9 protein-coding genes are annotated in these 14871 nt (G+C 46.1%); 3 read left to right on the top strand and 6 right to left on the bottom strand.

The window, feature by feature from the left end; translation table 11 throughout:
- Positions 1-143: 143 nt before the first annotated feature.
- Positions 144-5303: a S8 family serine peptidase gene (locus AAC052_RS03930; RefSeq protein ID WP_339811102.1), complete on the top strand. Its 5160-nt coding sequence runs from the start codon at positions 144-146 to the stop codon at positions 5301-5303.
- Here AAC052_RS03930 and pgl read toward each other — a convergent pair.
- Together pgl and zwf are read right to left on the bottom strand one after the other, a co-directional pair.
- Positions 5300-6004 carry a 6-phosphogluconolactonase gene (pgl, locus tag AAC052_RS03925; protein WP_339811099.1) on the bottom strand — a complete coding sequence of 235 codons (705 nt, stop codon included), beginning with the start codon at positions 6002-6004 and terminating at the stop codon, positions 5300-5302. The two genes, AAC052_RS03930 and pgl, sit on opposite strands and share 4 nt — an antisense overlap.
- Before the next feature lie 6 nt (positions 6005-6010).
- Positions 6011-7531: a glucose-6-phosphate dehydrogenase gene (gene zwf, locus AAC052_RS03920; protein ID WP_339811097.1), complete on the bottom strand. Its 1521-nt coding sequence runs from the start codon at positions 7529-7531 to the stop codon at positions 6011-6013.
- 162 nt (positions 7532-7693) lie between these two features.
- On the opposite strand from zwf, the gene gndA reads away from it, so the two are divergent.
- Entirely contained in the window at positions 7694-9091 is a 1398-nt protein-coding gene (gene gndA, locus AAC052_RS03915) for an NADP-dependent phosphogluconate dehydrogenase (RefSeq protein WP_339811095.1), read from the top strand.
- 69 nt (positions 9092-9160) lie between these two features.
- Here the strand turns inward: gndA and AAC052_RS03910 are convergent, their stop codons facing one another.
- The 3 genes from AAC052_RS03910 to AAC052_RS03900 form a co-directional block, all read right to left on the bottom strand.
- The gene (locus tag AAC052_RS03910; protein WP_317491577.1) at positions 9161-9505 is read right to left on the bottom strand and encodes a P-II family nitrogen regulator; all 345 of its coding nucleotides are present in this window, start codon (positions 9503-9505) and stop codon (positions 9161-9163) included.
- A 6-nt stretch (positions 9506-9511) separates the two neighbouring features.
- Positions 9512-10840, bottom strand: a complete 1329-nt coding sequence (locus tag AAC052_RS03905) for an ammonium transporter (RefSeq protein WP_339811092.1) — start codon at positions 10838-10840, stop codon at positions 9512-9514.
- 139 nt (positions 10841-10979) lie between these two features.
- A complete protein-coding gene (locus AAC052_RS03900; protein WP_339811089.1) occupies positions 10980-12065 on the bottom strand; it encodes an alpha/beta hydrolase-fold protein in 1086 nt (361 codons plus the stop codon).
- Positions 12066-12229: 164 nt separating this feature from the next.
- On the opposite strand from AAC052_RS03900, the gene AAC052_RS03895 reads away from it, so the two are divergent.
- Entirely contained in the window at positions 12230-14431 is a 2202-nt protein-coding gene (locus AAC052_RS03895; protein ID WP_339811087.1) for an acylase, read from the top strand.
- An 18-nt stretch (positions 14432-14449) separates the two neighbouring features.
- Here AAC052_RS03895 and AAC052_RS03890 read toward each other — a convergent pair whose 3' ends face one another.
- The gene (locus tag AAC052_RS03890) at positions 14450-14863 is read right to left on the bottom strand and encodes a nuclear transport factor 2 family protein (RefSeq protein ID WP_339811085.1); all 414 of its coding nucleotides are present in this window, start codon (positions 14861-14863) and stop codon (positions 14450-14452) included.
- Between the last annotated feature and the right edge of the window lie 8 nt (positions 14864-14871).

The raw sequence follows: 14871 nt of genomic DNA, 5'->3' as shown, positions 1-14871 counted from the left end.
AGTCTACTATAATAGTTAATATTTTTATTGCTAAGGGTATGTATTTAGTTTCCGGTTTATGAAGTAAAGATTTTTAAAATATTTACTTTTAACCAGTGAAACTTTTGAACCGACAACTTCTTTTTGTGTCTTTTATATGCCTTATGTACATTCACAAGGCATCAGCGCAACAGGTATTGTCTGTTAGAGACAAATTAGGATATTCAAATTCCTACGGTAGCGGGAGCCACGTTGCAAACACCTTTTCCAACAAAGATACCCTGGGAGTAACACTGTATGCGAAAGGATCATCGAATGCCTTAACAGAACCAGAGGCAAAGCGTGGTGAATTTATTGTTAAATTCAAACAAGGCATACCCTCTGCTTCGCAAAGCAAGCAAAGTGGATTTAATGCCAAGCCTTTCAAGGATCCGGCTCTGTTCGATAAGTTACGTTCAGACCTGAATTTGCTGCACTCGGCCCGAACAAAAGGGAGTAAAAATACATCGACTGTTTCTTCGCTTGAAAAGGAGTATTCAAAAGCTTTCTTTGGGGCCCATATAAGAGTTAGTGAAGAGCTGGTTGAAGAAATACAAAAACTGGACTATGTCGAATCCGTCCACCCAAACGGTGTTGTAAAGGCTTTTCTGGATACTAGTGTACCTTTAGTTCGTGCCCCGGAGGTGTGGGACACTTATGATACACGGGGGGAGGGAATTGTTGTTGGTATAATTGATACAGGTATTGATTACAATCACCCCGCTCTGGGTGGTGGCTTTGGTCCTGATTTTAAAGTAGTTGGTGGGTATGATTTTGTGAACGATGATAATGACCCCTTCGATGACAATGAACATGGGACACACGTAGCTGGTATTGTTGCAGCCAATGGAGGTGGGCTTGTGGGCGTTGCGCCTGAGGCTAAGCTAGTGGCACTTAAAGTATTAAACCAATATGGATTTGGGTATGATGACGACATCCTTGATGCCATAGAATGGGCAGTTGATCCCAATGGTGACGGCGATTATAGCGACCGGCTGGATGTTGTGAATATGAGCCTTGGCGGGCCAGGTGACTACCAGTCGCCAACAGCGATTGCTGTCAATGCTGCTGTGGAAATGGGAATTGTTTTTTGCGTAGCCGCTGGTAATTCTGGTGGTTTTAAGACAATCGGCAGCCCAGGCACAGCGGAAAGAGCCATCACAGTTGGAGCCAGCGACGACAACGACATGTTAGCCTACTTTAGCAGCAAGGGCCCAAATGCAGGGAATTATGCAATCAAGCCCGATTTGTTGGCTCCAGGCGTAAATATAACGTCGAGTGTTCCTGGAGGAGGTACTGCGAATTTTAATGGAACATCCATGGCTACCCCTCACGTTGCGGGAGTAGCTGCCCTTTTAAGAGACATTCATCCCGACTGGACTGTAGATCAGGTAAAGGCAGCACTCACAACAACCGCCAAAGACCTCGGGTTGGAAGTAATGCAACAGGGTTCTGGCAGGTTAGATGCAGTGAAAGCTGCAGGTGTCAGCTGTACTGCATATCCAACCCAATTGAGTTATGGACTAAATGCAACCGATCAAGCCAATTGGGGTGGATCAAGGACGGTGACTGTTACGAATAATAGTGTTTCTGACCAATCGTATTCCATAACAGTGACAGGAACGCAAGCAGGGGTAACACTGACTCCAACTGAGACAGCTTTTACGCTAAGTTCCGGCCAGTCAACCACCGTAGGCTTTTCTCTTGCCGTTGACAATAATGTATTTGAACAGGAGCCCAAGGCCTCACAATCCACCGGAGGTAGGGTGACAATTGCAGGCGAAGAAGATATGCTTGTAATACCCTGGGCCTTCGTTAGCGGGACTATTGTCAGAATTGCTTTTGAGGACAATCAATTGAACAGGGATTACAATAAGCTAATCCAATTATTCAACGACGATTTTTCTTATGGGGCCAACGATGCTTCATTTTCGGAAGATGGGTTAACTGCAACCTTTCTTGTGCCCAACGCTACTTACAATGCATTTTTCCTGTTTGAAGATTGGAGCAAGATTGCGCTGAAAGAAAATATTGTCGTTGATGGAAGTACCGCTATTTCGATAACCTCGGCCGATGTAGAAAACAAAATAACCTTTGCTGCTTCAGATGAGAATGGTGAAAGTTTAGCAGGCAGGTATCAGGGAACCTTAACCTTACTGATCCAGTCAAAAAGCAGCAGGTTTGGAAATATTGTTTCCTACGGCACTGCGCTTCGTGAATTAAATTTTTCCGATTTTTCCTCCGAGTACTTCGCTATAACAAACTACACATTTGATGTTCGGAATGAGGCTGGCAACAAGTTGTATAACATAGAGTTGGGTGCTTTTGATGGACTCTCTGAAAGTGTAGACATTCAGCGAAACCCGCAAGATCTTTACCACTTTGGTCTTGATTTTGATTTACCGGGCCCATCTGCTGTTCATGATATTACCTTCTTTGTTAATGCGCATTGGTTTGACGACTATGGTGGGGGCGGAAATACCGTTGGTTTTGGTTGGAATTGGGGCAGTAGTTTAAATTTGCCTGTAGACATATGGCATGCAGACGCATATATTACTGAGTCCTCAGTTATTAACAACTGGGGCTTAGGGCTTGATGCACATGTTTCTAAGAATGTCAACGATTCATATCATTCGTTGCGAACTAAACTACTCAGGGTCTTTGATGATAAGATTGTGAGCTTCGACGGCAAATGGCCACTGAGCGACACGCCGGGAATGAATGTGGGGCAAACAATCAATTTTGGCGGTGGAGTTCTGCACCCAGGGACCTACCTTAATAATTACGATATCCGTTCAAGTGCTTTTTTGGGATCATTCGGAGAGGAAACCTATTTCCTGTATGATCAGATGAATGTGAAAGTTTCGGCGAACGACTTGGTTCTTTTCAATGGAACAGGAAGAGACTTTTTCTCAGACTGGGGGTTTTATCAGGCCGGACAGTATCAATTTGATTTCACTGTTCCACATGAACAAATGCCTGGCCAGGAAGGCATCATCAAATACACAACCAATTCCATTGTTCAAAATGAAGGCGGCAGTGTTATGTCCCCTTTTATGCCGGGGTTTTATTTTCAAGATAAATCGGGCGAGCTTACTAACCAATTTGAAAAGGTATTGGATGGTAAGGTAAGGTTTTCAGTAAGGCCTGGGTTTTCTTCGCTTGTTAGCAGCCAACTTTACATCAAGAAGAGTGGTTCGGATGACTACGAGACCGTTCCAGTGGAATTTGTTACTACCGAAAACCTCGATGGAAGAAAAGTGTTCGAAGGGAGTGTTTTCAACAAGCCATCTGCCGATACATACTATGATATAAAACTAGTGGCCAAGGGTGCTTCCGGCGACTCCATGCAATATGTAATGACCTCTGCGCTGTTCGTAAAAGCGAACAAAATTCCGGAAGTTGTTAACCAGCAGCCAGTCACCATATTCAGAGGTGCCTCTCACGAGATATCTTTGGATGACTTGATCATTTTGGATGACGATTCCAATGCTTCTGAGATGAGCCTCATTGTGGAAAATGGGGATAATTATGCTTTTGATGGCAAAAAGATTTTAGCGCCGGTGGATTTCGTTGGCACAATTAAGGTTCCCGTTACGGTTAGTGATGGTTATGATAGTAGTGCGCCATTTCTATTGAATATTAAAGTTGTCAATCAGCCTCCGGTTATTACAGGACAAGTGGCCGTTGAAATAGCTAAAAATAGCTCCTATACTTTGTCCTTCTCAGATATCACTGCGACAGACGCCGATGACATTTACCCAACAAAACATACGCTACTTGTTCTGCCTGGCGAGCACTATGTAGTGGAAGGTATGACGGTCTTTCCTGACGAAACGTATGGAGGTAAACTTCAGGTAAACATTGTTGTTGATGATGGATTTTCAAACAGTGCAGTATATAAGTTTGAAATTCAGGTAACAAATGAGCCTCCGCTGATCACAGGCCAGAAAGTTACAAGTATTTGGAAGTCAGCATCAAGAGAGGTCGGAGTAGATGATCTTATTGTTGAAGATTCAGATAACCATTATCCTGATGGATTTGTGGTAAAGGTATTGGCTGTTTCAAGTGGACAGTTGGAAGGAAACGTGGTTACACCACCGAATGATTTTAAAGGTATATTAACCGCTTCGGTTGTTGTGAACGATGGAGCTGACGACAGTAATATATTTGAGTTGAAAATTGAAGTGATGAATGTTGCGCCATCGATCGTTGGGCAGCAGCCAAAGCAAGTGACTAAGAACAATAGTTTTTCTGTATCAATTGATGACTTACAAATCATTGATGAGAACGATGGGCCTGATTTTGCTTACCAGCTTTCGATCGGGCAAGGCGAGGACTTTTCTAGTACCGAAGACGGCATGATTCGGCCGGTCGCAGGGTTTGTCGGTACCATAGTTATTCCATTGACAGTGAGTGATGGGGTGGATAATAGCCCGGTTTTTGAGTTCGCAGTAGACATTGTTAACCACAAGCCAATAATTACGGGTCAGGTAGCGACGACGCTTGGCAAAAATACGCCGATTGGTATCGATTTGGGGCTGCTAACTGTGACTGATGCGGATGATCCGCTGGATAGTCTGACCCTGAAACTGGTTGAGGGGAATGGTTACCAGATTGTTGAAGGTAAGATTCAGCCATCAGCTAACTTTGTTGGAGTGTTAAAAATCAATGTAACAGTAACTGATGGCATTGATGACAGCGACCTGTTTGAGTTTTCAGTAAACCTGAGCAACGACGTTCCGCAAATTATTGGTCAACAGGAACTGAGTATTGACAAAAATACTTCGCTAAAAATTCTGCCTCAATATGTATTTGTTGATGACGATGATGATGAATTCCCAACCAACCATTCGTTGAAAATAGGAGTTGGCGAAAATTATAGCATATCAGGGCAAACGGTAACTCCTGCTTTGGACTACATTGGGGAGCTGGAAGTGCCGGTCGTAGTGAGTGACCCAAACAGCACCAGTCTGGCTTATAATCTAATCATCATGGTGAATGCAATAAGTGGCATTCAGGATAGTTTGTCTCAGTTTATTGATGTTTACCCAGTTCCAGTTAATGATTACCTAAACATTCGGTTTAAAAACCAAATAAGTGGGCAAATCATGCTAAGCATCGTTGACCTGGTGGGGCAAACACTCACGGAAGATAATCTGGAGAATGTCCAACCTAATAGTGAATATGCGTTGGCTACAAGCCATATCCGTCCTGGAGTTTATCTCTTGCTCGTTTCGACTTCTTCAGGGGATAGTTTCAGTACTCGTATCGTCAAAGACTAGGCACTAGCCGCTTCGTCCAAAAACCAATAAAGGACACCATTCGTTGGCTTTATATGTGAGGCAGGGTAGGTCCTGAACTTTCCTCTGTGCTTCAGTATTTCCCTCACTTTAGGCTGCTTGGTTTCGCCAGTTACCAAAAAGGAGATGCTTTTGGCATTGTTAATCACTGGGCCGGAAAGGCTGATTCTCTTTTGACCTGTTTCAGGGTGTGTGGCCACAACACAGGTTTCGGTAGCCTTTAACAACTCCATTTGATCAGGAAAGATCGATGCAGTGTGACCGTCGGTGCCAAGGCCAAGTATTACCAGATCGAACCTGGGCAGCCCGTCGGACGACGTTACGTTCTTTTTGATCTCGTGGCTATATCGCTGAGCCTCTTGTCTGGGTTCGTTTTCGCCAAGGATGCGGTGAATATTCGCTTCAGGAATACCAACCTTGTCAAACAGATGCGCCTTAGTCATGCCATAATTACTGTCTTTATCGGTAGGAGGGACACAACGCTCATCACCCCAATAGAAATGCATCTTCGACCAATCTATTGCCTTTTTGTAATCAGCAGCAAGAATGTCAAACAGTAGTTGTGGGGTGGAGCCTCCGGAGAGAGCGATGTTTAACTTGTCACTGTTTTTGTTGAGATCAACCAAAAAGGTGGCAAAATCCTCCGCTACTGCCCTGGGGGTTTTAGAAATATGTAATTCCATCAGCTATTATAGTTCGCAATAAAGTCCGTCATCAATCAAATTGGCACAAGGATTCCGCCAGCCATGGCCATTTTCAATTAGCGCATTTGCTTGTTCTGGCCCCCAGGTGCCCGAGGGGTACCCGTATACGGGAAGGTCAGGATCGTCCTTCCATGCTTTTAGAATGGGGTCAACAAACTCCCAGGCAGCAATAACACTGTCACCTCTGGCGTAGAGGGTGGCATCGCCTTGCATGCAATCGAGCAGCAGCCTTTCGTAGGCTTCAGGCACATAAGCATCCGTCAGCCCATCGTATTGGAAATCCATATTCACCGTTTCGACCTTAAAGCCATTGCCAGGGACCTTCAGGCCAAACTTCAATAAAATACCCTCGTTGGGCTGAATTCTAAAGACCAGCACATTTTGTGAGTTAGCAATTCGTCGCTGACTGAACAAATGGTGATGGTTGGGTTTGAAGTGAATCACCACCTCCGAAACCCTGGTTGGCAGTCGTTTGCCGGTGCGGACGAAGAAGGGCACGTCAGCCCACCTCCAATTGTCGATATAGAATTTCAAAGCCGCAAAGGTTTCAGTTCTTGAATCAGGATCAACCCCAGATTCCTCTCTGTAACCGGGATATTGTTTGTCTCCAATAGTTGAATTGAGGTATTGGCCTCTGATTACGTTATCCCTGATGTCATCCTGAGTTAAAGGCCGTAAGGACCTGAATAGCTTTAGCTTTTCATTGTGGATCGATTCTGCATCCATTCTTGCTGGCGGCTCCATGGTCACCAGCGACACCAACTGTAGCAAGTGGTTTTGGATCATGTCTCTTAATGCGCCAGAGCCATCGTAGTAACCGCCTCGCTTCTCCACACCAACACTCTCAGCAGCCGTAATTTCTACTTTCTCAATGTATATGCGGTTCCAAAGCGGCTCGAAAATAGTGTTGCCAAATCTGGCCACCAGCGTATTCTGTACGGTTTCTTTACCCAGGTAGTGGTCGATTCTATAAATCTGATCTTCTTTGAACGACTCGAGCAGCTGGTTGTTTAGTTCTTTTGCACTTTCCAGTGTGTAACCAAAAGGCTTCTCAACAATCAACCTTTTCCAGCCCTTTTCCTCTGTATTAAGTTGAGCTTCGCCCAAATTCTTAGAAATCACAGAGTAAAGTGAAGGGGGAGTAGAAAGGTAGAAAATATAGTTTTGATCCGTATGACAGTCATTGCACAACGTTTTAAGCCGATTGGCCAGCAACTGATAGTCTACTACCGCTTTCGTATCAATCGACTGATAGAAAACCATCTTTGCGAAGTTTTCCAACTCACCAGGGTTGTCCTTGGAAGCTTTCAGGTGCGGGTTGTCGAAAACAACTTTCTTCCTGTATTCCTCGTCGCTGAAGTCTGTTCGGCTTACACCAAGAATAGCGTAATTCTCAGGCAAAAAACCTCTTTTGAATAAATTGAAAACAGCAGGAATCAGTTTACGCTCAGTAAGATCGCCAGAGGCTCCGAAAATAGTAAGTATCTGATTATCAGTTTTTTTCATTTAGGTACTACACAGGGATGATGGCAAAATTCAATTTAATTGGCGAAGATCAGTATTTTTGGTCTGAATCTCTTGATATTCGCTAAAAAACAAGCAATTAACATCGTGTGAAGGCAGTTGGTTGCACCACGGCCCACATGTGGAAGGAAAAAAAGGACTGGAATGGAAAAAACATATGACTTTGGCCTCGTAGGCCTCGGAGTGATGGGAAGAAACTTCATCTTGAACGTGGCAGACAATAATTTCTCCGCCTATGGGCTGGACACGGATTCGGAAAAGGTAAAGTCGTTGAGGGAAGAAGGAGCAGGAAAGGTTGTTGATGGCACTACCGACAAAAAGGAGTTTATTTCTAAACTTTCCAGGCCAAGAAAGATCATGTTGCTGGTCCCTGCAGGTGGCCCCGTTGACGCAGTTATCAACGATTTGTCTCCGTTGCTTGATAAAGGTGACCTGATCATTGATGGTGGAAATTCTTTTTTTACCGACACTGACAGAAGAGCCGAAAGCCTGGAGTCAAAAGGCATCTACTTCTTTGGTACAGGGGTTTCCGGTGGAGCCAAGGGCGCCCGCTTTGGCCCTAGTATTATGCCGGGAGGTGACAAAGATGCCTATGAAATTGTAAGGCCGGTTTTTGAAGCTGTTTCGGCGAAAGTCAATGGCGAGCCATGTGTGGACTATATGGGTGCCCGGTCAGCTGGCAATTACGTGAAAATGGTTCACAACGGTATTGAATACGGGTTGATGCAGCTCATTTCCGAGGCATATGACGTAATGAAGCGGGGGCTGGGCCTGAGTAATCAGCAACTTCACAATACTTTTGATCAGTGGAACAAGTCGAAGCTTCAGTCTTTTTTGGTTGAAATAACAGCAGAGATATTTACAAAAAAGGATGAGCTAACCAACAAAGACTTGGTTGACGTGATTCTTGACAAGGCCAAGCAAAAAGGCACAGGTAAGTGGACGTCTCAGAATGCCATGGATCTTGGTATTCCGGTGCCTACCATCGATGTGGCGGTTAGTATGCGGGAAATATCCTCAATGAAAGCTGATCGGGAAAAAGCTGAATCGCTTTACGGAGCCAAGGCCATCAAAGGAGATAGCAGCCTCACGGTAAAAGATGTGGAGGACGCTCTTTTCTTTGCTTACATCGTTACGTACGCTCAGGGTATGACGCAACTATGGGCGGCCTCTAAGGAATATAAGTACGGTTGCGATATGGAAACCATCGCCAAAATATGGAGGGGTGGTTGCATCATCCGCTCAGGCCTTTTGGAGGATATGAGAAAGGCGTATGCCAGGGATAAAGCACTTAGTAGCCTGTTGCTGGATAAAGACATTGCTGCCAAAGCTAAAAGCTGTGAAGTGTCGGCCAGAAAAGTAGCTGCTTACGCCATTGGCCAGGGCATTCCGGTATCAGGAATGGTGGCAGGTTTGAGTTATTTTGATGCGTTCACCACCGGCCGTTTGCCGCTGAACCTGATCCAGGCACAACGGGATCACTTTGGTTCACATACCTATGAGAGAACCGATAGGGAAGGGATTTTCCACACCGAGTGGTAAAAGAAAAAGGCTGAGTTAGTAGCTCAGCCTTTTCATTACCTATATTTCCAAAATACATTCTTGGGGTTGTTATATAGCGTCAGAACCTCGTTCACCGGTTCTGATTCTTATGCATTCTTCCAGTGGCGTGATAAAAATCTTGCCGCTGCCTATCATATCGCCGTCGTGGGCCTGAGTAGCATCCATAATGGCGTTGCAGGTAGTTTCAACGAAGCTGTCATTTACAGCTATCTCCAGTCTGACGTTAGAAACCAGGTTGGGAATCACTTTCTGGCCTCTGTAGACCTCCTCGGATACTCTCCGCCCGTGACCTGATACGTTGCTGACGGTGATTCTCGATATGCCTGCTTGAATCAGTGACTCCCTCACCTGATCGAGCTGGTTTTCTCTTATGATGGCTATAATAAGTTTCATTCTCTGTTAATTAGGAGTGATCATTCCGTATCCTTTCTCACCATGGTACACGTTGTCTAGGCCTTTCATTTCGTCTTCCTCACTGGCCCGGATTTTGACAAACTTGTTGAGCACAAAAAGGATGACGAAGGTGCCAACCCCCGCATAAACGATGGCTATTGCTATCGCCGTAAGTTGTACACCCAGCTGTTGCATTACAGTCCACGTGCCACCTGCAGCCGTTGCAGCGTCTGTCATCCAGCTTTCTCTGATAAAGAACACAAGGAAAATGGCACCGATGATACCTCCAACGCCGTGAATACCAAAAGCGTCTAGCGTATCGTCATAGCCGAGTTTATTTTTTAGTATAATTGCCAGGTAACACACAATGGTAGAGAGAGCTCCCAGTACCAGGGCCCCACCGGGCTGAACAACGCCAGCTGCAGGGGTAATGGCGACCAAACCAGCCAGGATGCCCGACGCAAAACCAAGAGCCGTTGCTTTCCCTTGATGAAAACCTTCCACTATTAACCAGGTAAGTGCGCCAGCAGCAGCGGCTATTTGTGTAACTGTTAATGCCTGAGCGGTGCTCAATCCACTTGAAATGCTGCTACCCGCATTGAATCCAAACCAACCTACCCACAAAAGGCCGGCGCCGATCATCGTCATCACCAGGTTATTGGGTTGCATGGGTAAATGGGGATGTGATTTTCTGGCACCAATAAAGAGCACAGCCACAAGCCCGCTAACGCCAGCAGAGATATGCACCACAGTGCCTCCGGCAAAGTCAATGGCGCCATTGGCTCCAAGATTGAACAGGAAGCCGTCAGACGCCCATACCCAGTGACAAAGAGGGTTGTAAACGATGAGGCCCCATAGTGCTATGAAAAAGCAGTATCCTTTGAACGTGATTCTTTCAGCCACTGCACCGGCAATAAGGGCAGGGGTGATGATGGCAAATTTTGCCTGGAACATGGAGAATACATATTCGGGGATGCCGTCGATAATGCTGTCGTCGATGCCTGAAAGCATCACATAGTCGGAATTCCAGCCAAACCAGCCCCCCAGCACATTTTCACCAAAAGCCATGCTATAGCCGCAGACCACCCACAGAACTGTCATGATTCCCATGGCGGTGAAACTGTGCATCATCGTGCCGAGCACGTTTTTAGTCCTGACCAGGCCACCATAAAACATGGCGAGACCGGGAATCATCAGGAGCACAAGTGTGGTAGAAGTCAGCATCCAGGCGGTGGCGCCTGAGTCGATCTCAGACGTTTCCTGGGCAAGCGCAACAGTAGAAGAGGCAATAATAGCCAATCCACTCAATAGAATTGGTCGAACAAAAAGCTTCATGTAGGGTGTGTTTAAAATTCAATCACCAGCTTTTTGGGACATGTTGTTTAGGGTGATGCAATATAGGAATTCAGATTTAAACTTCCTGAAAGGGTTGGTATTAAACCTCGGGCCGACCAGGGTCGGCACCAATAAAAGGCTAATTATTGCAGTCTGTCAGGTCTATATGCTCACTCCAGTTATCATGGCTTATTTCAACGGTCATATTCCTTCCCTTTGCATCGAACCTTCCATCTTCCAACACAACACCATCGCCGCTGACGACCTGAAATGCGGCGCTTGTGGAGAGCGAATATCTAATACCATTCGTAAAAGTAATGATAGGATTAAGCCTTTGGAAAACCAGACCAGCAGTCGATTGACTGGGAATACACTCTTTTATAACCTCGTAGTCTTTTACTTCCGCCGGAGCCCCATTCAAGAACAGCCCAAGAGGAATATGTAACCTGCTGGCCCAATCACTTTCAGCATGGATACCATTGGGCACCTCATAGTAGAAAATATCTTTGCCATACTCAAATCCCTGATTTTCCAGGCTTTCAATCATCGGCACGTAATAGTTCCATTCTTTTGTGCCGATGTCGAAGTAGAACCGGGTGTTTGATAACTCTCGTGGCTCATCGAAAATGGCATAGTCGGCTACCCAGAAAGACGGTGACATGGAGGCCGAAAAGGAAAAGACTTCGGGATAATTTATCCCGGCCCAGGCGGCATAAAGCCCGCTAAGCGAGAAGCCAAATATCGCCCTTCTTTTCGGGTCAACAGGGTAGTCTTCCTCCACCATCGGAAGCACCTCATTGATGAGCCTTTCAGTGTAGTTAATCGAACCGGGAGAGTATTCCGACCAGTTTTCTTTGATCCATGGGTCGTTGTAGGGTATATACCTGCCGTATCTGTGGCCTCCTGCTGATATCCCCACCATCATGAAGGGCTCTACCGTGGAAGTAGCTTCAAACTGGTAAGAAGTCAGGCTGGCAATGGCTCCTTTGAAAACGTCGCCATCATTGAAGTAAATAATGGGGTATTTCCCGGAAGCATTTTCTGCGCTCGGCACATAAATGTCGATCGTTAGATCGTTGGATAACTCAAGTGTAGTAATGGTAAAACTTGAGGTTCCCGAAGAAGGCGGTTTGTTGTCATCATCTGACGGCGACGGGTTGGAATCGCTGCAGGCGCAACTGAATAGGATGCCTGCAAGGAACGCAATCTGATAAAGTGCTCTCATATGACGATAGGACAACTCAGGATATAAAAGTACTTATTTGTAGAAAAAATCATTTTTGATCTGGCCTGGTTGGTCGATCTTGCGGCGACGCTTATTTACCTGAGCGGTTTTACTATATTAATGGCCAACCTGTATATTGTTCAACCACCAAATTGTGATCAATCGTGAGAAGTCCAATCCAACTGACCTTTATTTTAGTTTCCCTGTTTATTTTCCAGTGGTGCGAATCGCCACAGCAGGGCGCTTCAGAATTCACCACTGACGAAATCAACCGTTGGGAGGCCACCGCCTCTCGTGTCACCATTATTCGGGACAACTGGGGCATTCCCCACATTTATGGGAAGACCGATGCAGATGCCATTTTTGGTATGATGTATGCACAATGTGAAGACGACTTTAAGCGTATTGAGACCAATTATTTGACCTCTATTGGGCGGATGGCTGAGGTGGAAGGCGAGAAAGCACTGTATACTGACCTTCGGCAACGGCTTTTTATCAATGAAGAGGAGATAAAGGCCCTTTATGATCAGGCCCCGGAGGGGATGAAAGAACAAATGAAGGGCTTTGCTGATGGTATCAACTATTACCTTTACAAGCATCCTGAAGTGAAGCCGATGCTGCTCACCAGGTTTGAACCGTGGATGCCCCTCACTTTTAGTGAAGGGAGCATTGGTGGTGACATCGAATCCATTTCAACTGAAAACTTAGAGGCGTTCTATGGGGGGAAGCCAGCTTCTCCGGTTTCTTCAGTGTACACCTACGAACCCGAACCTGAGCCAACTGGCTCCAATGGGTTTGCCATCGCACCTTCCAACAGTGCCTCTGGCAATTCTTTGCTGCTTATCAATCCGCACACCTCTTTCTTTTTTCGCTCGGAACAGCATGTGGTAAGTGAAGAGGGGCTGAATGCCTACGGTGCCGTTACCTGGGGGCAATATTTTATCTATCAGGGTTTCAACGAGCACTGCGGCTGGATGCATACTTCCAGCGCAGCTGATGTAATTGACGAATTTGCCGAGACAATTGTAGAAAAGGACGGCAAATATTTCTACAAGTATGGAGAAGAGGAGAGAGCCCTGGAGGCTTCGGAAGTCACTTTGAAGTACAAGGATGGCGAGCAAATCGCCAGCAAAACGTTCACCATCTACAAGTCGCACCATGGGCCAATTGTAGGGGAAGAAGGTGGTAAATGGATTGCTGTAGGTCTGATGCAGGATCCATTGAATGCCCTCAGTCAATCATACATGCGGACAAAGGCTGTGACGTACAACGACTTTAACAACAATATGCGGCTTCGGACCAACTCGTCGAATAATACGGTGTATGCGGATGATCAGGGCAATATTGGCTATTACCATGGCAATTTTATGCCCATCCGTGACCCCCGGTTTGATTATTCGGGCGTTATTGATGGCAGCAACCCGGCCACCGACTGGCAGGGGCTCCACAAAATCGAAGAACTCGTTAGTTTGCGGAACCCCGAAAGCGGTTGGCTTCAAAACTGCAATTCGACACCATTTACGGCAGCTGCCGGATTTAGTCCCAAGCCTGAACATTATCCCGTATACATGGCACCTGACTCGGAAAATGCAAGAGGCATTCACGCCGTTCGGGTGCTGGAAGGGAAAACGAACTTTACACTTGACAAGCTGATTGAAGCAGCATATGATCCGTATTTGGTGGGTTTCGAAAATCTTGTTCCTTCGCTTGTGCAAGCCTATGAAAAATCTACTGATAAAAACGCTGAGCTGGCAGCCCCGATCAAAGTGCTTAAAGAGTGGGATTTACGTTTTGGGGAGGAATCGGTAGGTACGGCGCTGGCCATCTTCTGGGCCCAGGAATTAATGCGGGACTTGTACGAAACAAAAGGTGTTCGGCTAAGGCAACTGGCTATGATTGACTATATGACTACCGAAGTGGAGCCACAAATGAAGCTCACTGCATTGAAAAAAGCAGTTGACAAGCTGACAGCCGATTTTGGTAGCTGGGAAACAGCCTGGGGAGAAATCAATCGCTTTCAGCGGGTGGAGGGTGCCATCAGGGAGCCTTTCAACGATGAATTGGCAAGCAACCCCATTGCCTACACCAGCAGCATGTGGGGGGCTTTGTCGGCATTCGGCAGCAGGCCATATCCAGGCACTAAACGGTGGTACGGAACAGGTGGCAACAGCTTTGTGGCAGTAGTTGAGTTTGGTGACACCGTGAAAGCCAAGGCGATAGTCACTGGCGGGCAAAAGAGCGATCCGGCTTCACCGCATTTCAATGACCAGGCCGAAATGTACAGGAAAGGGGAGTTCAGAGATGTATTGTTCTACAGAGCTGACGTTGAGGCAGTCGCAGAGAAAATATATAAGCCGGGAGAATAGCTCCCCCGGCATTTTGCTTTATTCAGTAACCAGCAAAGATTGCCAGGCGGCCAGCTTCCAGGTACCTTTTTCCTTGCGGTAAACGTCGGTATACTTGAGGACAATGGTACGATCGCCCTTAGGGTCTCCTATTAGGAACCTTGCCTTGCCAGATATTACACCTGTGTTTCCCCATGAGATTGGGTTTTGCTCAAGAATCTCCACATTTTTGTAGGTGCCAGCGGCCACCGATTCAATGATTTTGGCTTTGCCGTCAACGCCACCGTGCGAATGAGTATACATCAAGTCGTCGGCAAGAATCGTCTCAAGTGTCTTGGTATCCTTTTTTGCCATCACCTCGAACCGGTATTTTTCAGCATCCAGTAGTTCCTTCTGGCCAAAAGCTGTCAAAGCAAACATAGCCAGACAGACAGTCAATAATTGTGTACGCATATTTTTAT

This window comes from uncultured Imperialibacter sp., assembly GCF_963974565.1.
Taxonomy (GTDB): domain Bacteria; phylum Bacteroidota; class Bacteroidia; order Cytophagales; family Cyclobacteriaceae; genus Imperialibacter; species Imperialibacter roseus.
The sequence above is the reverse complement of the archived record's forward strand: the minus strand, read 5'-3'. Positions and strand labels throughout refer to the sequence as shown.

Excerpts from the sequence above, each read along its gene's own strand:
- AAC052_RS03890 (WP_339811085.1), bottom strand. The coding sequence starts at position 14,863 with ATGCGTACACAATTATTGACTGTCTGTCTGGCTATGTTTGCTTTGACA.
- zwf (WP_339811097.1), bottom strand. The coding sequence starts at position 7,531 with ATGAAAAAAACTGATAATCAGATACTTACTATTTTCGGAGCCTCTGGC.
- AAC052_RS03905 (WP_339811092.1), bottom strand. The coding sequence starts at position 10,840 with ATGAAGCTTTTTGTTCGACCAATTCTATTGAGTGGATTGGCTATTATT.
- gndA (WP_339811095.1), top strand. The coding sequence starts at position 7,694 with ATGGAAAAAACATATGACTTTGGCCTCGTAGGCCTCGGAGTGATGGGA.
- AAC052_RS03910 (WP_317491577.1), bottom strand. The coding sequence starts at position 9,505 with ATGAAACTTATTATAGCCATCATAAGAGAAAACCAGCTCGATCAGGTG.
- AAC052_RS03930 (WP_339811102.1), top strand. The coding sequence starts at position 144 with ATGTACATTCACAAGGCATCAGCGCAACAGGTATTGTCTGTTAGAGAC.
- AAC052_RS03900 (WP_339811089.1), bottom strand. The coding sequence starts at position 12,065 with ATGAGAGCACTTTATCAGATTGCGTTCCTTGCAGGCATCCTATTCAGT.
- pgl (WP_339811099.1), bottom strand. The coding sequence starts at position 6,004 with ATGGAATTACATATTTCTAAAACCCCCAGGGCAGTAGCGGAGGATTTT.